This is a genomic window from Leptotrichia sp. oral taxon 215 str. W9775, from assembly GCF_000469505.1.
Taxonomy (GTDB): domain Bacteria; phylum Fusobacteriota; class Fusobacteriia; order Fusobacteriales; family Leptotrichiaceae; genus Leptotrichia_A.
On record NZ_KI272826.1, the window covers coordinates 143,131 to 168,441 of the forward strand.

25 protein-coding genes and 2 tRNA genes are annotated in these 25,311 nt (G+C 32.7%); 17 read left to right on the forward strand and 10 right to left on the reverse strand.

Going from position 1 to position 25,311, the window contains the following annotated elements; genetic code table 11:
• The first annotated feature begins 62 nt into the window (after window positions 1-62).
• From HMPREF1984_RS01745 to HMPREF1984_RS01775, 7 genes are all read left to right on the forward strand, one after another.
• Window positions 63-138: transfer RNA gene (locus HMPREF1984_RS01745), tRNA-Thr, on the forward strand.
• 13 nt (window positions 139-151) lie between these two features.
• Window positions 152-236 (forward strand) — tRNA-Tyr (locus tag HMPREF1984_RS01750).
• A 69-nt stretch (window positions 237-305) separates the two neighbouring features.
• A complete protein-coding gene (locus HMPREF1984_RS01755) occupies window positions 306-665 on the forward strand; it encodes a YbaB/EbfC family nucleoid-associated protein (RefSeq protein ID WP_021766149.1) in 360 nt (119 codons plus the stop codon).
• A 143-nt stretch (window positions 666-808) separates the two neighbouring features.
• The gene (locus HMPREF1984_RS01760; RefSeq protein ID WP_021766150.1) at window positions 809-1,747 is read left to right on the forward strand and encodes an AAA family ATPase; all 939 of its coding nucleotides are present in this window, start codon (window positions 809-811) and stop codon (window positions 1,745-1,747) included.
• A 142-nt stretch (window positions 1,748-1,889) separates the two neighbouring features.
• On the forward strand, window positions 1,890-2,474 hold the full coding sequence (locus HMPREF1984_RS01765; RefSeq protein ID WP_156894227.1) for a hypothetical protein: 585 nt from the start codon (window positions 1,890-1,892) through the stop codon (window positions 2,472-2,474).
• 21 nt (window positions 2,475-2,495) lie between these two features.
• Window positions 2,496-4,160 carry a VWA domain-containing protein gene (locus HMPREF1984_RS10850; RefSeq protein WP_021766152.1) on the forward strand — a complete coding sequence of 555 codons (1,665 nt, stop codon included), beginning with the start codon at window positions 2,496-2,498 and terminating at the stop codon, window positions 4,158-4,160.
• 26 nt (window positions 4,161-4,186) lie between these two features.
• Window positions 4,187-5,365 (forward strand): MFS transporter, encoded by a 1,179-nt coding sequence (locus HMPREF1984_RS01775; RefSeq protein WP_021766153.1) that lies wholly within the window; start codon window positions 4,187-4,189, stop codon window positions 5,363-5,365.
• An 85-nt stretch (window positions 5,366-5,450) separates the two neighbouring features.
• Here the strand turns inward: HMPREF1984_RS01775 and HMPREF1984_RS01780 are convergent, their stop codons facing one another.
• The 7 genes from HMPREF1984_RS01780 to HMPREF1984_RS01810 all read right to left on the reverse strand — a co-directional run bounded on the left by HMPREF1984_RS01780 (window position 5,451) and on the right by HMPREF1984_RS01810 (window position 13,832).
• A complete protein-coding gene (locus HMPREF1984_RS01780) occupies window positions 5,451-7,277 on the reverse strand; it encodes a DKNYY domain-containing protein (protein WP_021766154.1) in 1,827 nt (608 codons plus the stop codon).
• Between the two features lie 124 nt (window positions 7,278-7,401).
• Window positions 7,402-8,163, reverse strand: coding sequence for a tryptophan synthase subunit alpha (gene trpA, locus HMPREF1984_RS01785; RefSeq protein WP_021766155.1), 762 nt, complete (start codon window positions 8,161-8,163; stop codon window positions 7,402-7,404).
• Complete coding sequence (gene trpB, locus HMPREF1984_RS01790; protein ID WP_021766156.1) at window positions 8,156-9,373, reverse strand: tryptophan synthase subunit beta; 1,218 nt, start codon at window positions 9,371-9,373, stop codon at window positions 8,156-8,158. The genes trpA and trpB overlap by 8 nt, the downstream gene beginning before the upstream one ends.
• A gap of 44 nt (window positions 9,374-9,417) precedes the next feature.
• Window positions 9,418-10,083 carry a phosphoribosylanthranilate isomerase gene (locus HMPREF1984_RS01795; protein ID WP_021766157.1) on the reverse strand — a complete coding sequence of 222 codons (666 nt, stop codon included), beginning with the start codon at window positions 10,081-10,083 and terminating at the stop codon, window positions 9,418-9,420.
• A gap of 18 nt (window positions 10,084-10,101) precedes the next feature.
• Window positions 10,102-10,830 (reverse strand): indole-3-glycerol phosphate synthase TrpC, encoded by a 729-nt coding sequence (locus HMPREF1984_RS01800; RefSeq protein WP_021766158.1) that lies wholly within the window; start codon window positions 10,828-10,830, stop codon window positions 10,102-10,104.
• Between the two features lie 42 nt (window positions 10,831-10,872).
• Complete coding sequence (gene trpD, locus HMPREF1984_RS01805) at window positions 10,873-12,513, reverse strand: anthranilate phosphoribosyltransferase (protein ID WP_021766159.1); 1,641 nt, start codon at window positions 12,511-12,513, stop codon at window positions 10,873-10,875.
• 5 nt (window positions 12,514-12,518) lie between these two features.
• Window positions 12,519-13,832, reverse strand: a complete 1,314-nt coding sequence (locus tag HMPREF1984_RS01810) for an anthranilate synthase component I family protein (protein ID WP_021766160.1) — start codon at window positions 13,830-13,832, stop codon at window positions 12,519-12,521.
• Window positions 13,833-14,241: 409 nt separating this feature from the next.
• On the opposite strand from HMPREF1984_RS01810, the gene HMPREF1984_RS01815 reads away from it, so the two are divergent.
• The 7 genes from HMPREF1984_RS01815 (at window position 14,242) to HMPREF1984_RS01845 (ending at window position 20,135) form a co-directional block, all read left to right on the forward strand.
• Entirely contained in the window at window positions 14,242-14,568 is a 327-nt protein-coding gene (locus HMPREF1984_RS01815) for a PTS lactose/cellobiose transporter subunit IIA (RefSeq protein ID WP_021766161.1), read from the forward strand.
• Window positions 14,569-14,756: 188 nt separating this feature from the next.
• Window positions 14,757-15,518: a DUF4846 domain-containing protein gene (locus HMPREF1984_RS01820; protein ID WP_036099414.1), complete on the forward strand. Its 762-nt coding sequence runs from the start codon at window positions 14,757-14,759 to the stop codon at window positions 15,516-15,518.
• A gap of 9 nt (window positions 15,519-15,527) precedes the next feature.
• Window positions 15,528-16,184, forward strand: coding sequence for an aspartate/glutamate racemase family protein (locus tag HMPREF1984_RS01825; RefSeq protein ID WP_021766163.1), 657 nt, complete (start codon window positions 15,528-15,530; stop codon window positions 16,182-16,184).
• An 82-nt stretch (window positions 16,185-16,266) separates the two neighbouring features.
• The gene (locus HMPREF1984_RS01830) at window positions 16,267-17,688 is read left to right on the forward strand and encodes a 6-phospho-beta-glucosidase (protein ID WP_021766164.1); all 1,422 of its coding nucleotides are present in this window, start codon (window positions 16,267-16,269) and stop codon (window positions 17,686-17,688) included.
• Window positions 17,689-17,754: 66 nt separating this feature from the next.
• Window positions 17,755-18,480 carry a TraX family protein gene (locus HMPREF1984_RS01835; RefSeq protein WP_021766165.1) on the forward strand — a complete coding sequence of 242 codons (726 nt, stop codon included), beginning with the start codon at window positions 17,755-17,757 and terminating at the stop codon, window positions 18,478-18,480.
• A gap of 390 nt (window positions 18,481-18,870) precedes the next feature.
• Entirely contained in the window at window positions 18,871-19,728 is an 858-nt protein-coding gene (locus tag HMPREF1984_RS01840; protein WP_021766167.1) for a histidinol-phosphatase HisJ family protein, read from the forward strand.
• Window positions 19,729-19,748: 20 nt separating this feature from the next.
• Window positions 19,749-20,135, forward strand: a complete 387-nt coding sequence (locus HMPREF1984_RS01845; protein WP_021766168.1) for a VOC family protein — start codon at window positions 19,749-19,751, stop codon at window positions 20,133-20,135.
• A gap of 99 nt (window positions 20,136-20,234) precedes the next feature.
• On the opposite strand, the gene nadR is transcribed toward HMPREF1984_RS01845, so the two are convergent.
• From nadR to pdxS, 3 genes are all read right to left on the reverse strand, one after another.
• Entirely contained in the window at window positions 20,235-21,323 is a 1,089-nt protein-coding gene (gene nadR, locus HMPREF1984_RS01850) for a multifunctional transcriptional regulator/nicotinamide-nucleotide adenylyltransferase/ribosylnicotinamide kinase NadR (protein ID WP_021766169.1), read from the reverse strand.
• A 62-nt stretch (window positions 21,324-21,385) separates the two neighbouring features.
• On the reverse strand, window positions 21,386-21,979 hold the full coding sequence (gene pdxT, locus HMPREF1984_RS01855; protein WP_021766170.1) for a pyridoxal 5'-phosphate synthase glutaminase subunit PdxT: 594 nt from the start codon (window positions 21,977-21,979) through the stop codon (window positions 21,386-21,388).
• The gene (pdxS, locus tag HMPREF1984_RS01860) at window positions 21,979-22,848 is read right to left on the reverse strand and encodes a pyridoxal 5'-phosphate synthase lyase subunit PdxS (protein WP_021766171.1); all 870 of its coding nucleotides are present in this window, start codon (window positions 22,846-22,848) and stop codon (window positions 21,979-21,981) included. The genes pdxT and pdxS overlap by 1 nt, the downstream gene beginning before the upstream one ends.
• A 253-nt stretch (window positions 22,849-23,101) precedes the next feature.
• Between pdxS and HMPREF1984_RS01865 the strand changes: the two genes are divergently transcribed.
• The 3 genes from HMPREF1984_RS01865 (at window position 23,102) to HMPREF1984_RS01875 (ending at window position 25,192) form a co-directional block, all read left to right on the forward strand.
• Window positions 23,102-23,506, forward strand: a complete 405-nt coding sequence (locus HMPREF1984_RS01865; protein WP_021766172.1) for a hypothetical protein — start codon at window positions 23,102-23,104, stop codon at window positions 23,504-23,506.
• 198 nt (window positions 23,507-23,704) lie between these two features.
• The gene (locus tag HMPREF1984_RS01870) at window positions 23,705-24,301 is read left to right on the forward strand and encodes a methyltransferase domain-containing protein (RefSeq protein WP_021766173.1); all 597 of its coding nucleotides are present in this window, start codon (window positions 23,705-23,707) and stop codon (window positions 24,299-24,301) included.
• Between the two features lie 204 nt (window positions 24,302-24,505).
• On the forward strand, window positions 24,506-25,192 hold the full coding sequence (locus HMPREF1984_RS01875) for an alpha/beta hydrolase (RefSeq protein WP_021766174.1): 687 nt from the start codon (window positions 24,506-24,508) through the stop codon (window positions 25,190-25,192).
• The last annotated feature ends 119 nt before the right edge of the window (window positions 25,193-25,311 follow it).

Sequence of the window (25,311 nt, forward strand, 5' to 3'; positions counted from 1 at the left end):
CGCGAGTTCGAGTCTCGTCACTTCCGCCATTAATTCGACTTGCCTATAAAGGTAATTATTGTGCCGCTTTAGCTCATCTGGTAGAGCAGCTGACTTGTAATCAGCAGGTGGTTGGTTCGAGTCCGACAAGCGGCACCACTCAAAAGAATGTGGTGAGGTTCCCGAGCGGCCAAAGGGAGCAGACTGTAAATCTGCCGGCTCAGCCTTCGAAGGTTCGAATCCTTCCCTCACCACCATTTTTTATTAATAAGAAAAAATAAATGTGATAATAAAATTTCTTTATAATTCATAGGAGGAATTACAATATGGTTAGAAAGTTAAAGGGAGCTAGTACTTCTAAAGGGGGAAATCAGCAAGATATAATTAGACAAGCTCAGGCTATGCAGCAGGAAATGCTGAAAATACAGGATGGATTGAAGGACAAATTTGTTGAAACTTCAGTTGCCGGTGGAGGAATAACTGTTAAAGCTAATGGACAGAAACAACTGGTTGACCTGTCAATTTCAATGGATGTATTAAAAGATGCAGTTGAAGAAGGAGATACTTCTATAGTTTCAGATTTAATAATAAACGCAGTAAATGAAATTTTAGAAAAAGCTGAAGAAATGGCTGAAAAAGAAATGGAAGTAGTAACTGGTGGAGTAAGTATCCCAGGATTATTCTAAGATTAATTAAAAAATATAAAGTATAAAACCAGATTTTTCTGGTTTTTTTTCTATCTATTATATTTGTATATAAAACATTGAGATGATAAAAAGAATATGATTTAAAAATTATTTGGAAGTTTAGTGAAAGGAAAATAGAAAAAATGAATAAATACACCTTGAGGGAAAAAATAGAAAAGAATTTGGAGATTCTCAACAGTGGTCTTGTTGGGAAGGAAAAAGTCATGAAGTTAGGACTTCTCAGTATACTTTCAGGAGAAAATATGATTCTTGTAGGACCTCCTGGAACAGCTAAAAGTGAAATTTCAAGAAGACTGAGGGAAATACTCGCTGACACTGACAGTGAAACTTATTTTGAATATCTCTTTACAAAGTTTACTACTCCTGAAGAGATATTTGGACCTTTATCAATAAAACAGCTCCAGAATGATAAATTTGAGAGAAATACGGAAGGATATATGCCTTCCAGCAGGATTGTCTTTTTAGATGAGATTTTTAAGGCAAATTCTTCGATACTTAATACACTTCTTACAATATTAAATGAAAGGGTTTTCCATAATGGTCTAAAAAGGGAAAAAACCCCTCTAATTTCGCTTATAGGGGCATCAAATGAACTTCCGTTTGAAAATGATGAACTGACGGCCTTATACGACAGATTTTTAATAAGAGCCGTAGTTGGTTATGTAAGTGATGACGAGATAGAAGAACTTCTGGATATAAAAGAAACAGATATGGAAATACCTGCTGAAATAAAATTTACAGAGTCTGATTTAAATGAAATAAAAAATGAATCAGAAAAAGTAAGAGTTACTTCCGGGATAAAAAGAACAATTATGCAGATAAGACAGGAGTATAATAAAATTTTTGCTGAAGATAATCATGAAATAATTTCTGACAGAAAGCTTGTAAAGATGGTAAAATTACTTAAAGTTTCTGCATATTTAAATGGAAGGGATAAGGTGGATTTTTCAGATTTAATGATTCTGACAAACTGCCTGTGGAATAATCCTGAAAATATTGAGAAGGTTACAAAGCTTGTTTTAGAAGCGGTAAAAAGAAATGTTGCAAAGGATGAGGAGTAATCTGGAAGTTAATCTGGATTGGAAAGATTGGAAATTGTTGAAATGGAAAAGTGGAGCGGTAAAGAGGCAGTGAGTAAAGTGAAAGTATACAAATAAAATATGTAAATAAAGTATGTAAATAAAATATATAACCATAGAAAGAGTGAAAAGAAAGGAGAGATACAGGCAGAGGAGGAGTTTTAGCCTGTCTGTAAAGGGCTACATGACAATAGATGAAATAAAAGGTGTTACCGAAGAGGAAATAAACCTTGAAATATTAGGAATACTGAATGAAGAAAAGGAAATAAACCTTCTTGAAATGACAAGGGAATGTGAAAAGTCTGACAGGAAGCAGTTTATGAATTTTGTTTTTAGAGAACTTATAGATATGGAAGACAATGATATCGACAGAAACATAGAAGATTTCTATCGTGACAGGAAATTGAAGATTATTTATATGGATAGGCTTTATATACAGTCAAACATTATAATATTATTTAATACGAAGGATTCAGGGCTTTTCTTTGCAAATGAATTCTGGGCGTATAACAATAAAGGGGTAAACAAGAGGGATTTGACTATTGAGACAGTTCAGAAGATAGTAAGAAAAATGTCAGAAATAATTTTAAAGGAAAAAAATACGAGAAAAGAAATTGAAAATTTTCTGGAAAATAACAGAACCGGCTCTGAAGAAAGAATAATGAATGAGCTTCTGCTGAAGCAGATTAATGATAATATATGGCTGTAAAAAGAGAAAGGAAATAGAACATTGAAAATAGAAGTTTCATTGACATCGCATCTTGTAAAGCCGATAAAATACTATATAAACAGTATTTACAGAAAAAAGGTTGTTCCTAAGGAAGGAAGTATCATATACAGTGATTTTGGTTCTGCCGGAGTTTATATCGGTAATGATAGGATTGTGACTATAAATGAAAATGGATTGTCAGCTGAAGATGATGAAGTAAAGTGCATGACAATGGAGGAATTTATAAAAAATTCTCATTTTCCTGAAAGTTTGTATGTTTCTTCAAATGAAGAAGGGGCAATTGAAAATAAAAAGGTTGCAGAAGCCGCAGAAAGATATATTGGAGAAAAGAATAAATACAGGCTTGTATTTAAGGATAGCTCAAGTTTTATAAAGAAATGTCTGGATTATTCGGAAGAGAATTTTTTTGGGCAGTCGGAGGATATTACTGAAAGTAATATGAGTGAACTGGGGCTTTTAAAACAGAAGGCGAAAAACAAGACAGGGGCTGTAAAGTGGTTTTTACAGGATTTAAGGGAGTATAATTTTGCATATGATGAAATATCTGATAAAATATCTGATGAAACGGTACATGAGGAGAATTTTTCCATAAATGAAGTTTCAGACAGTGAAAAGGAAGAATTTAGAAAGCTGAATGTAGGAAAGATTATAAAAAATTATGAGGAAGTTCCCCTAAATGATGATATAATGAAGCATCTTAACAGGGAATACAGGGAAATGCTGGATTTTTTCAGGGAAATAAATAGTGAGAAAATACCTGATCCCGTCATAAAAATTGTAATAAAAATTATTAAAGTGCTTGAAGAAATAATACTTGGATATGAGCAGAATGAAAATTCAGTAAAAGGTCTTGGAGGAGACTTTACTTTTAAGCAGCTTAAGGAAATGGGAGATGAATTTAGGCATCTTGTACAGGAAATGAATAGAAACAGGCATATAAGGGATGTCCTGAAAAGGCTTGGAAAAGGAAATGTATCGGTTGAAAAGCAGGATAAAAGTAAAGTTGCAAAAATAAAAAAGGATGAGCTGTTTGGAATAAATAAAAGTGGAAATATATCAAGAATGCTGCCTTCAGAACTTCTAAACCTTGAAGATGAGAATCTGAAGTATCTTTTTTATGCAAAATATCTTGAAAACAGTCTTTTAACTTATGAAATTAAGGGAAAAGATGAAGTTGAGAAAAATGAGGTAGAAGAAAAAATAAGTAATAAAGGACCGATTGTAGTATGTCTTGATACTTCAGGAAGTATGAAGGGGACACCGCTTTTAAGGGCAAAGGCACTGGTGCTTTCAATTATAAAAATATTAAGGAATGAAAATAGGGAATTATATGTTATACTATTTGGAGCGAAAGGTCAGTTTCAGGAAATTTCACTGGAGGGTGAGGAAGATATTACTAAGGCGGTAAAATTTCTTAAAAAGAGCTATGAAGGGGGAACTGATTTTGAAACTCCCTTAAAACGGGGAATAGAAATAATTTCTGAAAAGGAAGTTTATAAGAAGGCTGACATATTGATGGTAACAGATGGTTCCTGCCGTATATCCTATCAGTTTAAAAGAATATTGAAGGAAGAAAAGGAAAGACTGGATTTTAAAATATACACTGTTATATGTGATGCTGACAGGGTGGAAAAGGACTTCAGTGACGGAGTTATAGTTATTTAACTTACAAAAAGAAGAAAGGAAGGAAAATGGAGAGAAAAAATATAAATAAAATGATATTTTTAATGTTTTTATGTATTATTGTATATAATTTGGCACATCCGGCAACTCCAGGGCTTATAGAACTGAGGAACTGGAAAAAAAGTATTTCAGGAGAATTTCTGGCGGTAATGAGTACGGCAATGTTTATTTCATCACCGTATTTAGGGGCATTGGCTGATAATATAGGAATGAAAAGGATATTTGTCTTTATGCCGCTTATGTATGGAACGGCACAGGTATTTTTTGGATTTGTAAACTATTTACCGGTAATTTTTCTGGCAAGGGCTTTTTCAGGATTTGCTTCAGGTGGTACATATGCAGTAGCTTTTGGATATGTGAGTCATCTGTCATCGAAAGAAACGAAAAGTAAGAATATAGCAAAAGTCAGTTCGGCTGCAGTAATTGGAGGGGCAATAGGTCAGAAAATAGGAGGAATGGTTGCAAAAATAGATACGAGATATCCTTTCGGACTGCAATTTATATGCGGATGTACAGTTTCGCTGCTTATATTTTTAATTTTAAAGGAAATTAAGGATAAAAAGGATAATGAAGGGGAATCAAAGGAAAAGAAAAATCTTAATCCTTTTGCAACATTCAGATATATATTTGAACTTGATAACTATTCAAAATTTTTCTGTTTTATAATATTCCTTTCAAGTATTGGAATATATTCGTATGCAAGTGCCCTGAACTATTTTCTGAAGTTTCAGATTAAGGTAACTTCAGATACAATTGGAACATTTGTTATGTTTTCTTCGCTTCTTGCGTTTTTGGGAACGAGTGTTATTTTAGTAAGACTTATTACAAAATATGACGAAAAATTGATACATAGAATTATGATTTTCATTGGGATTATACTGATGTCAATTATATTGTACAGACTTAATTTTGGAACAGTTTCATATGTACTGATGGCAGTATATACAATGACTTATGAAATAGTCAGATCTCTTGGAAACAGTATTATTGCACATAGATATAAAAATGAGCAGGGGAAAATACTGGGAGTAGCTTCTGCCGTAGGATTTTTAGGAAATGCAATAGGTTCGCTGCTGTCAGGATACCTGCTTAATGCAAATTCACGACTGCCTTTTATAGTAAATATTTCCATAATGTCTGTTGTACTTGTATTTTTACTTGTTCAGGGAGTAACAGCAAAAAAATAGGATGTTTTCTTTGACAGGGGGAAATTCTAAATTATAATATAAAAAATGATGTTTTGAATTTAATTTCTCAACATCATTTTTTTATTTAATCATTTACTATTTTATAAACTTTATTTTTATCCTTTATTTTATATCCATTATCACTTTTATTATAATGTATATCAAATGTTTTTACATCTGCTCCCTTTAGAATTTTACCTTTATAATAGACATTATTCTTATCCTTTGTGTATTCTTCATCAAGTACTTCAAAAGTTTCGGCATCGACATTTTTATTTTCTAACAGAATAAATTTTGTATTATTATTTTCATCTTCGGTAAAATAGTAAAAATCTTCATTTTGCCCTACTAAAGAAGAGGATATCACTTCGAAGTTTTCAGGTTTGAAATTTTCCAGCTTTTTATTTCTATAATAAATATTATTTTTATCCTTGTAGAATTCATTTTCCAAAACTTCAGTACTATTTACATCTATACCGTTTATTTTATGGGTTTTATAATATATTCCCTTTTTATCTTTTCCAATAAAAAATCCCTCAGGTTCAAAAGTCTTTATATCTGCCCCTTCTATTTTTTGGAAATCATAGTAAACATTGTTTTTATCTTTTGAATATTCAGCGTAATTTTCAAAAGATTGTAAAGTTTTTAAATCAATTTCAGGTGAAAGTTCAACTTTTTCAACAACAAGGTCATCATTGAACTGATAAAAGTGATGTATTCCATTTTTATCCTTTACATGTGTATAATTTACAAATGGTTCAAAAGTTTTAGGATCAATTCCTTTCATTGGAACATCTTCATAATAAATATTATTTTTATCTTTAGTAAAAGCGGCATCTATCTCTTCAAATGTTGCAGGATCAATACCAGACAGCCTATTTTCCTTCTTATAAATGGCATTTTTATCCTTTCCCAAAGTATAGCTGATTCCTTCAAAAGTTTTCGAATCTGCCCCTTTTAATTTTGTCATTGTACCTTCATATTCATCATAGTAATAGACCCCATTTTTATCCTGATAATATTCATTTTTTGAAACTTCTTCAAAAGTATTGGAATCAGCATTTTGAAGTTTTTTCATTTCTCTATTTACAAAATAATACACCCCTTTGTCATCTTTAACAACAAATTCACCTGAACCAACGAGTTTAAAAGTTTTTGTATTTATCCCTTTTATTTTTTGGTTGTAGAAATATAGATTATTTTTATCTTTTCCATATACAGAGACTATTTCAAAAGTGTCACGGTCTGCTCCAGCTAATTTTTCTATTTGAATAACAAAATCATCGTTATCATTTTCCACATCATCTTCATTTTCAATATTGTTATCTATGGATTTCTGTTCACCTGCTGTATAATTGATAAAATAGACATTATTCTTATCCTTTAAATAAAAAACAGCAAAACTTTCTTCTGAAGCTAAAACTTCCAGCGTATCCATATCCATTTCTTCAGGTTTTATAGATTTTGCTACGATTTCATCATTTTCATATTTAACCATATAAATACCATATTTATTTATAAGTAAAGCCGGCACAAATAATTGAACGATAGCATAGCTCCCCTCAGGTCTAAAACCTTTAATTTTCATGAGCTCATCATTTGATATATAAAAAGTATTATTTTTATCCTTTGCAAAATAAAAACCTTCTACCTGAAAAGAATTCACATCCACATTTTCTACTTTTTTATTTTTATAATAAATATTATTTTTATCCCTTGCAAAATCATCATTTTCTTCAAAAATTTTAAAAGTCCTGAAATCTACGTTTTTTACAATTTCCTTTCTTTCAGGTTCTGTAGTTTCATCAGTAAAATAAATTGTATTTTTTTCTTTAATATAACCTGCATTTATAATGCTTCCTGATAAAATAAGCAATGTTAAAATTTTTAATAAATTTTTTCTAATCTTCATAATATCTTCTTCCTTTGCATTAAATTTCCTTTATTTTCAAATAAAAATGTATGAGCAGTCTGAATTCTTTTCAGTTTGATTTTTTTAGATTATAGCATATTTTTCAGATATTTTATTTCTATTTCTAAACTTCAAATAGCTTATTTATTTCATTAACAGTAAATTCAACATTTCCTGAAGAAGTTAAATCAACAATGCTTGTTCCTATAATAACTCCGTCAGCATATTGTCTCATATTTTTTACATCTTCATTGGTTCTTATTCCAAATCCTAGGGAAACAGGCAGTTTGGAAGCATTCTTTATTTCTGAGATGAAGTTTTTCAGTCTTTCCAGATTAACCTGCTTTGTACCGGTAACTCCCAGAGAACCGATTGCGTATACGAAACCATCCCCCAGTGATGCGATTTTTGAAATTCTTTTTTCAGAAGTAACACTTACAAGCGGAATAAATGCAATATTATTTTTTTTCAGTTTTTCTGAAATTTCATGTGCTTCCTCATAAGGAAGATCAGGAATAATAATTCCCTTGATACCTGATTTTACACAGTTTTCAATAAAATTATCGACTCCATAGGCAAAAACGAGGTTATAGTAAACTAGAAAAACTAGAGGTTTTGTAATGTTATCCTTTACTGAAGTCAAAAGTTCAAACACAGTATCAGTGGTAATTCCTGCTTCTGAAGCTATAAATGAAGCATTCGAAATAAGTTTTCCATCAGCAAGCGGGTCAGAATAGGGAATTCCTATTTCCAGAATATCTATTGAAGTTTTGTCCAGATTAAGTAAAAACTCCTTAGTAAAATCAATGCCAGGATAACCGGCTACAATATAGCCTATATTAACTTTTTCCTTTTCTTTAAATACATCAGAAACATTTTTATTCATTTACATTTTCTCCCTTCAATATGGAAAATACAGTATGCATATCCTTGTCTCCTCTTCCTGAAACATTTACGATTATTGTTTCCCTTTTATCCTTTGGCAATGCAGGGCATAGTTTTTCAAGGTATGCAAGTGCGTGAGCACTTTCAATGGCAGGAATAATTCCTTCCTTTCTTGTAGTAAGAATAAGTGCATCCATAGCTTCATTATCAGTTATTGCCGCATAGGATACTCTTCCAGTTTCAAATAAATGAGCATGTTCAGGCCCTACTCCGGGATAATCTAGTCCTGCAGAAATAGAGTGAACAGGACTTATCTGACCGTACTTATTTTGAAGTACATATGTCTTCATTCCGTGGATAATTCCTTCTTTACCTAAAGTCAGTGTAGCGGCATGCATATCTGTAGTAATACCGTGCCCACCGGCTTCAACTCCGTAAAGTTTTGTAGTTTCATCATTAAGGAATCCTGAGAATATCCCTATGGCATTACTTCCACCACCTACACAGGCAATGACATGATCGGCATGTTTTCCAAGACTTTCTATCTGTTTTCTTGCTTCAGTTCCAATAACTGACTGGAAATCCTTTACCATTGAAGGATAAGGATGAGGGCCTACGGCAGAACCTATTACATAAAAAACATTTTCTATTTCTGCAACCCATGACTGTATAGCCGCAGTTGTGGCTTCCTTAAGAGTTTTCAGGCCGTCTTCTACAGAAACAACCTTTGCTCCAAGTAGTTCCATACGGAAGACATTAAGTTTCTGTCTTTCAATGTCAACAGCTCCCATATAAACATCACATTCAAGACCAAGAAGTGCCGCGGCAGTGGCAGTGGCAACTCCGTGCTGTCCTGCACCTGTTTCGGCTATAACTTTCTTTTTCCCCATTCTTTTAGCTAGAAGAACTTGACCGAGGGCATTATTTATCTTGTGAGCTCCTGTATGGTTTAAATCCTCCCTTTTCAGATAAATGTCATGACCATAGTGGTCACTGAGATTTTTTGCATAAAATAACGGTGTTTCACGCCCTACATAGTTTTTAAGGAGATACTGGAGTTCTTCCTGAAATTCCTTATCATTTTTGACTTTTTCATATTCCTTTTCCAGCTCTATCAGGGCAAACATTGCAGTTTCAGGAACATATTGTCCTCCAAATTTACCAAAATAGGCTTTTTCGTTAAAATTATTATTTTTAGGATTATTTTTCATCTTGTTTTCCTTTCTTTCATATAATTAAATTCAATAGATAAATTTTACTGTAAATTCTTATTTCTTATTTCAGATATTACTTCTTCAATCAATTTTCTGTTTTTACGGTTATTTATTTCAACTTTGCTGTTTACATCAAGTATGGCAGGACTGTATGAAAGTGCTTCGGCTATATTTTCCTTTTCAAGTCCTCCTGCAAGTATAAAAGAATATTCTTCCATACTGCTTAATATATTCCAGTCAAATACAATTCCATTTCCACCGGCATTTACTCCCTTTGCATCAAATAATGGAAATTCAATATATTTACTGTATTCTTTTATTTCAGGCAGGCTGTCCTTTACACTGAAGGCTTTCCATATTTTTATTTTTTTATTATATTCCTTTTCATATTCCTCAAGTTTTGAATAGAGTTCCTTACAGTATTCGGGAGTTTCGTTTCCGTGCAGCTGAACAGTATCAATGTCAGTTTTTTTGATTATATCGATAATATTTTCAATCTTTTCATCGAGAAAAACTCCAACTGTCTTTTTTTCTGCTGAATGTGCAATTTCAGTAATTTTTTTGGCAAGTTCATTAGAAACAAATCTCGGACTTTTTGAAACAAAGATACATCCAAAGTAATTAACTGGTAAATCTTTTAATTCCTCAATTTCCTCAATACTTCTTATACCACATATTTTCAATCTGGTAAACCTGTTATTATTCATATTTCTTCCTTTCCTGTTTTAAAATATCAGGCCCTTCATAAGAGCTTCTCCAATAAGAAGAGCATCAACATTAAGATTTTCGGCATATTTTAAGTCATCCTCAGATAAAAATCCGCTTTCGCTGACAAGAACAATATTTTTAAGAATTTCTTCAGGAATAAATTTTATAAGTTCCCCTGTTATTTTTATATCTGTATTGAAGGTATTAAGATTCCGGTTGTTTATTCCCAGTATTTGTAAATCCGGTATTTTTAAAGCCCTTTCAAGTTCGCTTTTATCGTGGATTTCCACCAATACATCAAGTTCAAGTTCGTGAGCCAGACGGTGCAGTGTATGCAGTTCCTCATCATTTAACATTCTCACTATAAGAAGTATTGCAGAAGCTCCAAGAAATTTAGCATGAGCCACCTGAAAAGGAGTGTATACAAAGTCCTTTCTCAATATTGGAATATGAGGGAAGTTTTCAGAAACGATTTTTATAAATTCGTTATCCCCTTTGAAATATTCCTCTTCCGTAAGAATAGAAAAGGCTGCAACTCCATTTTCAACATAGTATTTAGCCTGATTTAAAAGGTTGAAGCTGTCATTGGCTATTTTCCCTTTGGAAGGAGACGCCCTCTTGATTTCACCTATTATTTTTAAACCTTTCTGCTTCAAGGCCTCCTTAAAAGATGGTCTTTTATATACCTTTTTTTCCTTTTCCAGCTGTATTTCACGTTTTTCCTTTATTTCAGATAATATATCCATTGTTACCTCACTTTTTTTGTCATAAAATTTTAATTTATTTATCTATTTTCCAGTATATTTTTTGTAAAAATCGTAGACTTTTCCACTGTTTATAGCTTCAAGTATTAAAGGTTTAGCTTCTGCAGGATGTTTAACAAAATCTGCAGTATAAAGGGCAAACATTGCATTCAGGATTACAATATCTGATTTAGGTGAATTTTCTTCTCCTTTAAGGGTTCTTACTAGAATTTCAGCATTTTCCTCAGGAGTCCCACCTTCAATGTCTGCATGAAAGGCCCTCTTAAATCCAAATGTTTCAGGAGAAACAGTGTATTCAAGTATTTTGTCACCTTTTACTTCTACAATTTTTGTTTCATCACAGATAGAAATTTCATCAAGACCGTCATTTCCCCTTACAACAAGTGCATGTTCCCTTCCAAGAAGCTGCAATGTTTCAGCATAAAGTCTATGTACAGGTTCGTGATAAAGTCCCACAAGCTGGTATTTCAGCTTTCTGTTTGGATGAAGAAGAGGTCCGAGCACGTTAAACACAGTTCTTATTCCAAGTCTCTGTCTCACTTCCCTCACTTCCCCTATAAGCTTATGGAAGAATGGAGCATGGAAAAATGCAAGATTGCTGTTTTCAAGTTTATTCAGCTGGGTAATAAGTGATTTTTCCATAGTTAATCCAAGTTTATCAATTACATCGCTGCTTCCACTTTTACTTGTTACAGATTTATTTCCATGTTTTGCAACTTTTACTCCCATGGCTGCAACAATAAATGCAACAGTTGTGGAAATGTTTATTGTCTTAAGGCCATCTCCTCCTGTTCCGCAGAGATCAATCATAGGAGTGTCATCTGAAAATGTAGTGCTGTACTCTAGAATATTTTTTACAAAAGCTGTAAGGGATTCAGGATATAGACTTTTTTCAGAAATAAGTACAAGGAGTGCTCCAAGCTGTACAATATCATAATTTTTAGAATTTATGACTTCACATATTTCCTTAAAATCATTATCTCCTAAAGGAATGTTATCCTGCAACTTTTTCAGGGATTTCTTGAAAACTTCATCTGCTTTCTTTCTTTCAAGTTCTTCTATTTTTTCATTATAGTCCTGTGAAGAAATCTTTTTTGTATTTACGATAAAGTTTCTTATAATATTTTTACCATATTCGGTAAAAAATGATTCGGGATGGAACTGTACCCCGTAAATGCTTTTTGTTCTGTGTTCCAGAGCCATTATAATACCGTCATTGGATTTTGCTGTTACTGCAAGGTCTTCAGGAAGGTTTTCTTCGCTTACATACAGTGAATGATAACGCATTACATTAAATTTTTCAGGCATGTCCTTAAATAAAATTGAATTTTTATCAGTTACCGTAATTTCTGAAGTTTTTCCATGTAAAGGTGTTTCAAGCTTTTCAATTTTCCCTCCAAAAACAAGGCCGAAAGCCTGATGGCCAAGACATATACCAAGTATGGGGATATTATCAATGTTTTTAAGAATTTCAAGACATATACCGCTATCTTTAGGATGTTTAGGTCCGGGAGAAAGTACAATCCTGTCAGGGTTCAGCTCTCTTATTCCTTCAAGTGTAATTTCATCATTTCTCACAGTTTTTACTTCTTCATTTGTAAGTTCCTTTAAATATTGCTCCACATTAAATACAAAAGAATCATAGTTATCAATAAGTAGTATCATTTTTATTACCCTCTTTCCTTACAGTTGTTTTTAAATATGTTCAGGACAGATGCCCTTTTATGAGTTATTTCCTCATATTCCTTTTCTTTTACGGAATCATAGACAATTCCTGCTCCTGCCTGAATAAATACTTTGGAAACGTTGTTTCCTTCAGAAGTATCTTTTCCGGAAATGTTGTCTGCAGCATTGTTTCTATTTGCAAAAAATGCACTTCTTATAACGATTGCAAGCTGCATATTTCCATTGAAATGAAGGAATCCAATTCCACCTCCGTAAATATTTCTTTTATATTCTTCAAGTTCACCTATTATTTCCATTGCCCTTATTTTAGGTGCACCGCTTAATGTCCCTGCTGGGAATACGGAAGAAACAATATCAAAAAGCGAAACATCATTCCTTTTCTGACCAAATACTTCTGAAACAATGTGCATAACGTGCTGGTAATGTTTTACATGCATCATGTTCTTAACTATGACGGAGCCCTGTCTGGCAAATTTTCCTATGTCATTTCTGGCCAGGTCTACTAACATTCTGTGTTCTGCACATTCCTTAGGGTCATTTAGCAGATCCTGTGCAAGGAAAGCATCTTCATTTGCATCTTTTCCACGAGGACGGGTACCTGCAATGGGAGCGATATAAATATTATTGAAAAGAATTTCAGCAAGTATTTCAGGGCTTGATCCTACTACATCTCCATATTTTGTCGGAAAGTGGAACATATATGGGGAAGGATTAGCTTTAGCCAGCTTTTTGTAGAATTCAAGGGAATCAATATTTGATTCAAGGCAGAGCTGCTCACTCAGGACAACTTGGAAAATATCCCCCATTTTTATATATTCCTTAGCTTTTTCCACAATATCGTAAAAATGTTCCTTTTCCTTATCTAAATCAGTTTCTATTTTATAAAAAATTTCATTTTCTGCAGGCTTTTCAGTAAAGGATTCATTTTCAAGAAAATTGTAATATTTTTCTTCATCCCCGTAGAAAGTATACATTTTACTGATTTTTGAGTAGTGCAGGTATGCCTTTGCATTGGCAAAAACAAATTGCGGAAATTCAAACTGGCTTTTTTCCTTCTTTTCAATTTTTTCGAAAAAGTGTATAGTTTCGTAGGAAAAGATTCCAAAAAGCCCTGCAAATGGAGCTATTGCCTTCTGATTGCTGTAAAAAAGCTCCAGCGTTTTGTAGCTGTATTCATAAGAATCTATATAATCACAGTCAATTCCAATTATAATCTGGTTTGCATCTTCAGCCAGATAAGAATTTTTAAATTTATCCCTTATTATTGAGTAGTAGTGTACTGCTTCCTTTGTTAACATAATATCCTCCTAATATTTTATTTGGTAAAAAAGAAAGTCCTCCGTAAATAGAGGACTTATAAATAAAGAAAAAGCATCACATTTATACACCGATGCCTTTGCTTACATTTATTATAACAGATAGACTATATAAAATCCTAAATTGCCGGTGAAATATTATTAAACTGTATTTAATATGCTCCACCATAGCCAATTTAGTCTTTTCATTTTAATCTCTCCAATCTTTTTTAATTTATTTTATGAAGTAAGTATACAATGAAACTATATATTTGTAAAATATTATTTTTCAATAGTAGATATATATATTGTGAATGATTACGAATTATCGATTGTTTTTAAAATTGACTTCTTTCAAGGCATATGATATAAAAAGGTAAGAGAAAAATTAAAAAAATCAGGAGGAAATAACATGGAAGAAAAATTAGACTTGGAAATGATTGCAATGACGCTTATAGGGCGTGCAGGAGAAAGTAAAAGTCTGGCATATCAGGCACTTACTGCGGCAAAGGAAGGTAAATTTGAAGAAGCGGAAGAATTCATGAAAAAAGCAAGTGAGGAAATGATAAAGGCACATGAAATACAGACTGATTTAATAGTAAAGGAAGCAGGTGGAGAAAAACTGGATGTAGGTCTTATAATGGTTCATTCCCAGGATCACTTAATGGGAGCAATTTTATTTAAGGATCTTGTAAAGGAATTTATAGACCTTTATAAAAAACTGTATGATAAAAAATAAGGGAGGATTTCTTGATTATGCTTCTACATAAAAAAAAGATTGTTGAATATATTGTAGTAGCTGGATTTATTGGGTTGCAGGTATCGTGTGGAGGAAATGTTAAAGATGGGAATATTTCTGCAAATTCTAACTCAGGTGATACAAAAAGTGTAAACAGTACGACAGGAAAAACTGGAAATAATTCTAAAATGGTAAATTCGACAAAGGCTGTAAATCCCGATGGAATGACAATAGAAACAAGATACAATGCTCCTGCAGGCTATAAAAGGGTTGCCGTTGAAAAGGGAAGCTTTGGAGATTTCCTGAGAAATCAGAAACTTAAGCCCTACGGAGAAAAGGCACTGTACTATAACGGACAGGCAAAAAGAAGTGAAGGAATATATGACAGTGTAATTGATGTGGAAATAGGCGACAGGGATTTGCATCAGTGTGCAGATGCCATAATGCTCATAAGGGCAGAATATTTTTATCAGAAGAAGGAGTATGATAAAATTAATTTTAACTTTGTTTCAGGATTTAATGCCCAGTACAGTAAATGGATGCAGGGATACAGAATAAATCCAAATGGGAAAGGCTCCTACTATAAGAAGGCTTCCCCGTCAAATACTTATAAGGATTTCAGAAGTTTCATGAATATTGTATTTGGATACGCGGGAACATTATCCATGGAAAAGGAAATGAAACCCCAGTCTTTGGAAAATATGAAAATAGGGGATGTATTCATTATGGGAGGAAGTCCAGGACATGCTGTAATTATTGTGGATATGGCTGAAAACGACAAAGGGGAAAAGATATTCATGCTTGCCCAGTCATATATGCCAGCACAGCAGACACAGATTCTGATTAATCCTGCAGACAGAAATATGGGAGTATGGTATTCCCTGAAGGGGAAAACTGTACTTGAAACTCCTGAATGGAGATTTCCGTTAGAAAAATTGAGAAAATTTTGAGGTGAAACTTTGAAAATAGCAGTAATGGCAGGCACTCCCATAGATACAAATATGGGAGCTGTTCTTCTTGAAAAAAATGGATTTTCTGAAGGTGAAATAATAAGAATTCCAATATCTGAAAATCCTGTAAAACAGACAATATTTCAGACTTCAGAAACAGAGTATAAGGAAAAGGTAATAAACGGACATGTAGACAACATAAAAAAGGCTGACTGCAATGTACTTTTTGTATATTGTAATTCATTAAGCGGAGCAGTTGATTTTGAAAAACTGGAAAAGAAAAATAATATAAAAATAGTGACTCCTATGCAGATTTATAAAGAAATAGCCGGTAAATATAAAAAAATAGCTGTATTTGCAGCAAATGCACAGGGCCTTGCAGGAATAGAAAATGCCATGTTTAAAGGCAATAGTGAAATTAACATTACAGGAATGACGTTTCTTGAAATAGTGAAGGAAATAGAAAAGGGCACTTTACCTGAGGTAATTGCAGAAAAATTTCATTTTGGCAAGCTTACAGAATACCTTAAGAATATGGAAAATGAGGCAATTCTTCTTGGATGCACGCATTTTCCCTATATTGAAAGTGAAATCAGGAAAAAATCTGATATGGAAATAATAAATCCTTCACAGGAAATGCTGGAAAAAATAAAGCAGAAGTCATAAAAATAAAGGACTTATCAGACAGCAGTCAGAATATCAGATGTTACAAACTTCTGATATATAATTAATATGAGGAGGAAACGGTATGGGATTCAGAAAAGACTTTCTGTGGGGTGGAGCTACAGCCGCCAATCAGCTTGAAGGGGCATACAACGAAGATGGAAGAGGACTTGCAAATGTTGACTTATCTCCAGTTGGGGAAGCAAGAGCTTCAGTAATTACAGGTGAAAGAAAAATGCTTGATTTTGAAGAAGGTTATTTTTATCCTGCAAAAGGGGCGATAGATTTTTATCACAGATATAAGGAAGATATTGCACTGTTTGCAGAAATGGGCTTTAAAACGTATAGAATGTCCATCGCATGGACAAGGATATTTCCAAATGGAGATGAAGAAACACCAAATGAAAAAGGACTTCAGTTTTATGAAAATGTCTTTAAGGAATGCCGTAAATACGGAATAGAGCCTCTAGTAACAATAACTCATTTTGATTTTCCGATACATCTCATAAAGGAATATGGTGGCTGGAGAAACCGTAAAATAATTGATTTTTATAAAAAATTATGTGAAGTGATATTCAGAAGATATAAAGGGCTTGTAAAATACTGGCTCACATTTAATGAAATAAACATTCTTCTGCATGCTCCGTTTATGGGTGCAGGAATTGTCTTTGAAGAAGGGGAAAACAGAAAGCAGGTTCTATATACTGCGGCACACAATGAACTGGTGGCAAGTGCATGGGCTACAAAAATTGCTCATGAAATTGATCCTGAAAATAAAATAGGGTGTATGCTTGCTGCAGGGAAGTTCTATCCTCTCGCTGCAAAGCCTGAAGATGTATGGACTGCGTTAGAAAAGGACAGGGAAAACTACTTTTTCATTGATGTGCAGGTAAGAGGTTATTATCCTTCCTATGCCCTTAAATTCCTTGAAAGAAATAACCTTAAAATAGACATTACAGAAGAAGATAAAAAAATATTAAAGGAAAATACAGTAGATTTTGTAAGCTTTTCATATTATACAACACGTTGTATTTCTGCCGAAGCTGATAAACTTGGAGAAGGAAATCTTCTGGAATCAATGAGAAATCCATACATTGAAGTGACTGACTGGGGCTGGGGACTGGATCCGCTAGGCTTCAGAACTACAATAAATGAAATTTATGACAGATATCAGAAACCTCTGTTTGTTGTGGAAAATGGGCTTGGAGCAGTTGACATACCTGATGAAAATGGATATGTTGAAGATGACTACAGGATAGATTACCTGAGGGCACATATAAAGGCAATGAGGGATGCAGTTGTCCTTGATGGAGTAGATTTACTCGGATATACAACATGGGGACCTATCGACCTTGTAAGTGCAGGAACAGGAGAAATGAAAAAGCGTTATGGATTTATCTATGTGGACAGGGATAATGACGGAAATGGGACTTTAAAAAGAAGCAAAAAGAAAAGCTTTGAATGGTATAAAAAAGTAATAGCAAGTAACGGAGAAGACCTCGAATAATCAGTATCTTTATAATCTCCTAAAATAAAGAGGCTTGTAAAAATAAACTGAAAGGATTAGCAGAAAATGGATAAACAAAATGGAAAACTGGACAAACTGCGTATATTTTCAGGTGCACAGTTAAAATACATTGCCTTTTTATCAATGCTTGTAGATCACATAAATAAAGCACTGATATACCCTTTTCTGAGTGGAGAAGGGATACTGCAGCATATAAGTGATGCATTTGATATTTTTGGAAGAATAGCATTTCCGCTTTTTGCCTTTTTCCTTGTGGAAGGTTTTTTTAAAACAGGAAATAGGAAAAAATATCTTGCTTCCCTTGTAATTTTTGGTGTTTTTTCAGAAATTCCATTTGATATGGCCTTGTCAGGTGTATTTTTTGAGCCAAATTCCAATAATATAATGTTTACTCTGGCTTTAATGCTGGTAATAATATGGATTATAGACACTTTAAAAGAAAAGATGCAGAAATTTCCAAAATATATCTGGTATCTGGTTTCATTTGTAATCGTGGGAATAATCTGTATTATTTCAATGGTTGCAGGACTGGATTATGAGTATCATGCCATTATAATTGGCTATTTCTTCTATATTTTTCATGATAAACCTGTATTTGCAATATTTTCAGGATATCTTGCAATTTTTAAGGAAGTCTGGTCATTGCTTGGTTTTGGTCTTATACTTACATATAATGGAAAACGTGGGAAACAGAATAAATTATTCAATTACTGTTTTTATCCGGTTCATCTTTTAATTCTTGGAATATTAAGAATATTTTTAAAAATATAAATAAATTTAAAATAAAAATTAAAATTAATTTTAAAAATAAATAAAAATATGATATAATATCTTATCCTCTAATGATTGGAGGTGAGAATATGATTCCAGAGGAAGAAATTCTGAAAATCTTTTTACTGCTTTTATTGGAATTAATACAAATTCTAATTGAAAAGTATATGTAAAAATGAAAAAGAGAGTGCTAACACCACTCTCTTTTTTAGTATATGACTCCATCGGAATTTACAAGATTATTATAACACATATTTAATTTTTTATCAACTTTTAATATTTAAGAAAATCAGCAAACTTAAAAAATTATGTTATAAAAAGAACAGATTATGATGGAATATTTTAATTTTTTTAGGTATAATAAGAAAAAAGATAAAGAAAGGGGAAAATATGCTTGCTGATTATCATATCCACTGCAAATATAGTGATGACTCTGAAGAAAAACCTGAAAAAATTATAAAAACTGCCATTGATAAGGGTATTAATGAAATATGCTTCACTGATCACGTAGATTATGGGATAAAACTGGATAAGGAAGTTTTTGAAAAAATGAGTGAAAATGAGAAGAGAAGTTGGAAAGAAAAAACTGGAAGAATTGATTTGAATGTAGATTATTCCAATTATTTTGAAGAAATTCAGGAATTAAAGAAAGAATATAGAGACAAAATTACAATAAAACAGGGACTGGAATTTGGAATGCAGACACACACAGTAGAAGATTTCCAGAAACTGTTTGATAGTTATAAATCCAAATTAGATTTTATCATACTTTCCTGTCATCAAATTGAAGATAAGGAATTCTGGACAAAGGAATTTCAGAAAGGAAAAATGCCTGATGAATATAATACCGAATACTATGAAGAAATCTATAAAGTAGTGAGTCAATATAGTAATTATAGTATTTTAGGACATCTCGACCATATACAGCGATACAATGAAACAATACATCCATTTGAAAAGTCCCGGGAAATTATAACAAAAATTCTTAAAAAGGTAATAGAGGATAATAAAGGTATTGAAGTAAATACATCAAGTTTTAGATATGGCTTGAAAGATCTAACTCCTGAACGGAATATATTGAAACTTTATCATAAACTGGGAGGAAAAATAATAACAATAGGTTCAGATGCTCATAAGGCAGAAGATGTGGGTACGTATATTCCTTATATTCAGGAAGAATTGAAGAAAATAGGATTTAATTATATCTGTACTTTTGAAAAGATGGAGCCTATATTTCATAAATTATAAAAAAAATAGGAGGAATAAATATGAAAATAAATCATGTGGCAATTTATGTAAACAATCTGGAAAAAACGAAGGAATTTTATGTGAAATATTTCCAGGCAAAGGCAAATGAGAAATATCATAATAAAAATACAGGATTACAAACATATTTTTTAAGTTTTCCAGACAGTGGGACAAGGCTGGAAATAATGACACGTCCTGATCTTTCAGTAAGAGAAGACAGGGCAATGAATGAAGGTTTCATTCATCTGGCTTTTAGCGTTGGAAGTAAAGAAAAAGTAGATGAACTGACAGAGGGACTTGTAAAAGATGGATTTAGATGTTTGAGCGGTCCTAGAACAACAGGTGATGGTTATTATGAAAGTGTTATAGAAGACTGTGAAGGAAATTTAATTGAAATAACAGAATAGGAAGTAATATTGATAATAAAAAACTGGAGTAGCCCATTTTTGAATACTCCAGTTTTAAATTAATTCTTTATCTACAAATTGTATTATTAAATACAAATATTATGCAAAAGAGTCTGCAATTTCCTGCAAATTATCTTTTCCAGCCAGATAGCCCTTTATAATTTCCTGGCATGCAAGGTATCTCTGTTCATAATCGGATGATTTTACAATGATATAAGGTATATTGTACTCTTTATAAAGTTCTTTAAGTAGTTTCTGGAATTTTTCCCGACGGTCTGTTTCTCCTATTGAACGAAGTCCGTCATTTACCCATTTCACATTGTTTTCAAGAAGTATTGTCAAATCAAATTTATAGTTACGGACAAATTCCCTTATGATAGGGTTATCCCTTTTTTCATAAGTAAGGCAGAATGCCAGTGTAGTTATATAATCCGTATCTATCAATGCAAATTTATTGGCATTTCTTGCGGCATACAGTACGTTTGACTGATGGCCAAATACGATTTTTTCATAGTCGGAATACTGCAGCGAATCTTCGTCGCCACCAAGTTTTTCAAAAACATATTCACGTCCATATTCCCATGCAGAAGAAGTATTGAAAACATTTGCCAGTTTATCTATCATTATACTTTTTCCACTACTTTCCCCACCACAAATGGTAATAATAGGAATTAAGTGCTCCCTAACTTCACGAGGAAGATATTCCCAGTATTTACTTGGATTTTCCCTTATTTCCCATGAATTTACAGGATATTCGTGATACTCAGGATCAATGGACTTTGTCTGGGATCCGAAGAATTTTAAATTGTATTTAGCATCATCTTTTCTGTTACTTATAAATAAAACATCATTTTCCCAATCTAAATCCGGTTCCCTTTTTTCCATTTCTTCTTTAAGAAGGGCTGACCATTTTTCCCAACCTTCAGGAAATGGTGGGCAGTTGCTTTCATCAAATAGGAAAGATGAAATATTATTCTGATTTTTAAAAGTCTGCTTTACAAACCTTAATCTGTCCTTTGCGGTAATTTCCTTTATAAAACGTGAGTTGGATATCATTTCTGTATCCCCTTCATCTGAATAGGAAACTACAACATAAACTTTATCAACTAATCCGCTTGCCCTCTGTATTAAATTAACATGGCCTATATGTAAAGGTATAAATCTCCCTACAACAATTCCAATCTTCATCTGTATTCACATCCTTTGCATTGTAAAGATTAAATTTATTTTTTATCTTAACTTCCAAGTATCTATTTTGAAGCTGCTTTTTTACACATATCAACAAAAAATTTATGAACTCGCAAATCATCATTCAGTTCAGGATGGTAGGAAGTGACAAGTATGTTGTTTTCCCTTGCCGCAACTATATTTCCATCAACTGTTGAAAGGATTTCCACATTTTCTCCGGCTCCTGTAATGTAAGGTGCACGAATAAATGTCATTGGAACTTTTCCTACATGTTTAAATTCATTTTCAGTGAAAAAACTTCCAAGCTGGCGTCCATAGGCATTTCTTTTTACCGTTATGTCCATAAGACCAAGATGTACACGATTATCATTTTCAATTTTTTTTGCCAGAAGAATAAGTCCTGCACATGTTCCAAAGGTTGGCAGACCATCTGAAATAATTTTTTTAATATCATCAAACAAGTCAAGGTCATGAAGAAGTTTCCCTATTGCTGTACTTTCCCCACCTGGAATAATAAGTCCGTTAATACTGTTATTTGAGATAGCGCTGGTCAAATCGGATTTTTTTCGGATTTCAAATGTTTCTACACCAATTTTTTCAAGTATTTTTTCATGCTCGATAAAGGCTCCCTGTAGAGCTAGAACTCCTATTCCCATTATTTACCTCTTTCAGCCATTAATAACTGAATTTCACTTTCATTAATTCCAACCATGGCTTCTCCTAAATCTTCGGAAATTTCAGCCAATATTTTTGGATCATTGTAGTTAGTAACTGCTTTTACTATTGCCTGAGCTCTTTTTACAGGATCTCCTGATTTGAAAATTCCTGATCCGACAAATACCCCTTCAGCACCAAGCTGCATCATAAGAGCCGCATCAGCCGGAGTGGCAACTCCACCTGCAGCAAAGTTTACAACTGGTAATTTTCCATTTTCATGGACAAATTTTACTAAATCGAATGGAACCTGTAATTCTTTTGCTGTAAAATAAAGTTCATCTTCCCTCATATTCTGAATTCTTCTTATTTCCTGATTCATCATTCTCATATGTCTTACAGCCTGTACAATATCTCCAGTTCCAGGTTCACCTTTTGTTCTTATCATTGAAGCTCCTTCAGCAATTCTTCTAAGAGCCTCTCCCAGATCTTTTGCTCCACATACAAAAGGTACCTTGAATTTTTTCTTGTCTACATGAAATTTGTCATCAGCAGGTGACAGAACTTCACTTTCATCTATATAATCAATTTCTATTGCTTCTAAAATCTGTGCTTCAACAAAATGTCCTATTCTGACTTTTGCCATTACAGGAATTGAAACAACTTCCTGAATACTTTTAATCATTTTAGGATCGCTCATTCTTGATACTCCTCCTACGGCTCTTATATCAGCTGGAATTCTTTCAAGAGCCATGACAGCGGCGGCACCTGCAGCCTCAGCTATTCTTGCCTGTTCAGGAGTGGAAACGTCCATTATTACCCCACCTTTAAGCATTTGTGCCAGATTTTTGTTTAATTCATATCTTTCCATAAATTACCCGTCCTTTCATTTTTGAAATTTTGTCTTTACTACAATTATAGTCCTACTTGACAGTTTTTTCAAATATAAATTTTGAATATCGAATTATATAATTTATATTATTATTTTATATATCAGTATATAGCTATATTTCAGGGGGTATTTTGATTTCATAGAGTTTTACAAATGGAAAAATCAAAGAAAATGTGCTATAATATTATAGGTAAATTATAATAGAAATCAAATACTAGGAGGAGATTTTTTTATGAAAAAGGGATTATTAGTATTATTCATGGCTTCTATGCTGGTTTTTGCTGAAAATCAGAATGTTGCTAAAAAACATGACAAAACTGCAAAATTAGAAAAGGATTCTTACTGCACTGTACCAAAAAGTCATAGCGATTTTAAAAAAATAAATACAAAGGACTACAGAGTTGACGTAGAATTTGAAAAATGTGTATTTGACTCAGAAACTTATGAAAATGTAAAAGTTGGAGTTTTAATTCAGGATGTTGAAAAAACTGAAAAATATCTGGGAAAATATAAATACATGCACTTAAAGGCAGGAAAAAATCTAGTTTACAATTCATCAGACAACAGTTATTATTACAACGGTTCATGGGCTTTCAATAATGACAAGGCATATCCTACAGTATTTGACGGAAAATAAAATTAGATATGGGAAAAAAACTGTCTCAAAATAGTAAAACATTAAATATAATACAAAACTATATTTTTAAGTTTTCTTTTTGAGACGGTTTTTTTATTGTATATTGATTTTAAGATAAGCTAATGTTAAAATTGTTCTATAAAATTAATAGAAAAATAGGTGATAATTATCATAGAGTGATAACAAGGAGGAAAATGGATGGGAATAAAGGAAAATTCTGAAAATGAAAAAATAAGAAAAAGTGTAGATGAATTTTATAGAAAAATTTCAAAGGATGAGTGCAGGACAGAGGTTTCTCCCGAAGAAGTGAGTGAGTCTCTTGGATATAGCAGGGAAATGATGGCTCAGTTGCCAAAAGGGGTGGATCTTGGACTTTCGTGTGGAAATCCTCTTGAAAACTTTGAACTGGGAAATGGGGAAACACTGATAGATTTAGGATGTGGAACAGGGAAGGATTTATTTCTTACAAGGATAAAGTACCCTGATTCAGGAACTCTTTATGGGCTGGACAGATTAGATGAAATGATATTGAAGGCTGAAAAAACAAGGGATATGAAGAAATTTAAAAACATTGAATTCAGACAGGGGACACTTACATCAATGCCATTTGAACCAGAAAGTATGGATAAGGCAATAAGCAACTGCGTAATAAACCTTGAGCCGGAAAAGCAGGATGTATATAATGAGCTTTACAGAATATTGAAAAAAGGAGGGAAGTTCTATATTTCAGATATTATGCTTAAAAAGGAACTGCCGGAAGAATGGAAAAAATCGGAGAAAATGCATAATACATGAGTTGGAGGGGCACTTCTGGAGGAAGAACTGGAAAAAATAATAGAAAAGGCAGGGTTTAAAAATATACTTATTATAAAAGATGAAGTAACGGATGCCTATGCTGAAAAATGGGGATATGGATTGAAAATAAAGGAATATATTCAAAGAGGAATGATTATGGGTGAAAAATAACCTAATGACATACAATGGGAGGAACTATAAAATATGAAAAAGAATGAAATAATGATTTGTGGGAAAAAATGTATCCTGTATTTAAACGAAGATACTGAATATATACTGATACAGCCTGTGGATGAAAATGATATAAGTGTGCTGGATAATGAAGTGAAGCACATAGAAGAAAATACAGACAGGAATTTTAGCCTTGTGGCGTTTAAAATAGAAGACTGGAATAGCGAACTTACTCCATGGGAAATGCCACTTCTTAGAGGAAAAGGAAATTTTGGAGACGGTGCAACCAGAACATTGGAATTTATAAAAAATGACCTGATACCAGCTTTGTCAGAATGTATAAATACTGGAAATAATGAGATAAAGTATATTTTAGGAGGGTATTCGCTGGCGGGACTGTTTTCCTTGTGGAGCGGATACCAGACAGATATTTTTGAAGGAATAGCTGCGGTTTCTCCATCAGTCTGGTACAAAAGATGGATAGAATACGTGGAAGCTGGAAAACCTTTATCAGAAAAAATTTATCTGAGCCTCGGAGATACAGAAGAAAAAACAAAACATCAGATTTTGTCTAAAATAGGTGATAATATAAGAAAACAGCATGAAATTCTTGAAAAATCAGAAAATGTGAAGACAGTTCTTGAATGGAATGAAGGAAATCACTTTCAAAATCCTGATATAAGAACTGCAAAAGGATTTTTATGGGTGATGAATAAGTAGGGGATTTGAGGGAATAATTTATGAAAAAAATTTTAATAATAACATTATTTTTATTACTAATTTATTATTGTTTTAATAGGGGGAGATAATTAAAGAAAACCATTATGAAATTTCAATGC

Coding starts and splice junctions, on each gene's coding strand:
- HMPREF1984_RS01755 (WP_021766149.1), top strand. CDS start 306: ATGGTTAGAAAGTTAAAGGGAGCTAGTACTTCTAAAGGGGGAAATCAG.
- HMPREF1984_RS01760 (WP_021766150.1), top strand. CDS start 809: ATGAATAAATACACCTTGAGGGAAAAAATAGAAAAGAATTTGGAGATT.
- HMPREF1984_RS01775 (WP_021766153.1), top strand. CDS start 4,187: ATGGAGAGAAAAAATATAAATAAAATGATATTTTTAATGTTTTTATGT.
- HMPREF1984_RS01780 (WP_021766154.1), bottom strand. CDS start 7,277: ATGAAGATTAGAAAAAATTTATTAAAAATTTTAACATTGCTTATTTTA.
- trpA (WP_021766155.1), bottom strand. CDS start 8,163: ATGAATAAAAATGTTTCTGATGTATTTAAAGAAAAGGAAAAAGTTAAT.
- trpB (WP_021766156.1), bottom strand. CDS start 9,373: ATGAAAAATAATCCTAAAAATAATAATTTTAACGAAAAAGCCTATTTT.
- HMPREF1984_RS01795 (WP_021766157.1), bottom strand. CDS start 10,083: ATGAATAATAACAGGTTTACCAGATTGAAAATATGTGGTATAAGAAGT.
- HMPREF1984_RS01800 (WP_021766158.1), bottom strand. CDS start 10,830: ATGGATATATTATCTGAAATAAAGGAAAAACGTGAAATACAGCTGGAA.
- trpD (WP_021766159.1), bottom strand. CDS start 12,513: ATGATACTACTTATTGATAACTATGATTCTTTTGTATTTAATGTGGAG.
- HMPREF1984_RS01810 (WP_021766160.1), bottom strand. CDS start 13,832: ATGTTAACAAAGGAAGCAGTACACTACTACTCAATAATAAGGGATAAA.
- HMPREF1984_RS01815 (WP_021766161.1), top strand. CDS start 14,242: ATGGAAGAAAAATTAGACTTGGAAATGATTGCAATGACGCTTATAGGG.
- HMPREF1984_RS01820 (WP_036099414.1), top strand. CDS start 14,757: ATGGTAAATTCGACAAAGGCTGTAAATCCCGATGGAATGACAATAGAA.
- HMPREF1984_RS01830 (WP_021766164.1), top strand. CDS start 16,267: ATGGGATTCAGAAAAGACTTTCTGTGGGGTGGAGCTACAGCCGCCAAT.
- HMPREF1984_RS01835 (WP_021766165.1), top strand. CDS start 17,755: ATGGATAAACAAAATGGAAAACTGGACAAACTGCGTATATTTTCAGGT.
- HMPREF1984_RS01840 (WP_021766167.1), top strand. CDS start 18,871: ATGCTTGCTGATTATCATATCCACTGCAAATATAGTGATGACTCTGAA.
- HMPREF1984_RS01845 (WP_021766168.1), top strand. CDS start 19,749: ATGAAAATAAATCATGTGGCAATTTATGTAAACAATCTGGAAAAAACG.
- nadR (WP_021766169.1), bottom strand. CDS start 21,323: ATGAAGATTGGAATTGTTGTAGGGAGATTTATACCTTTACATATAGGC.
- pdxT (WP_021766170.1), bottom strand. CDS start 21,979: ATGGGAATAGGAGTTCTAGCTCTACAGGGAGCCTTTATCGAGCATGAA.
- pdxS (WP_021766171.1), bottom strand. CDS start 22,848: ATGGAAAGATATGAATTAAACAAAAATCTGGCACAAATGCTTAAAGGT.
- HMPREF1984_RS01865 (WP_021766172.1), top strand. CDS start 23,102: ATGAAAAAGGGATTATTAGTATTATTCATGGCTTCTATGCTGGTTTTT.
- HMPREF1984_RS01870 (WP_021766173.1), top strand. CDS start 23,705: ATGGGAATAAAGGAAAATTCTGAAAATGAAAAAATAAGAAAAAGTGTA.
- HMPREF1984_RS01875 (WP_021766174.1), top strand. CDS start 24,506: ATGAAAAAGAATGAAATAATGATTTGTGGGAAAAAATGTATCCTGTAT.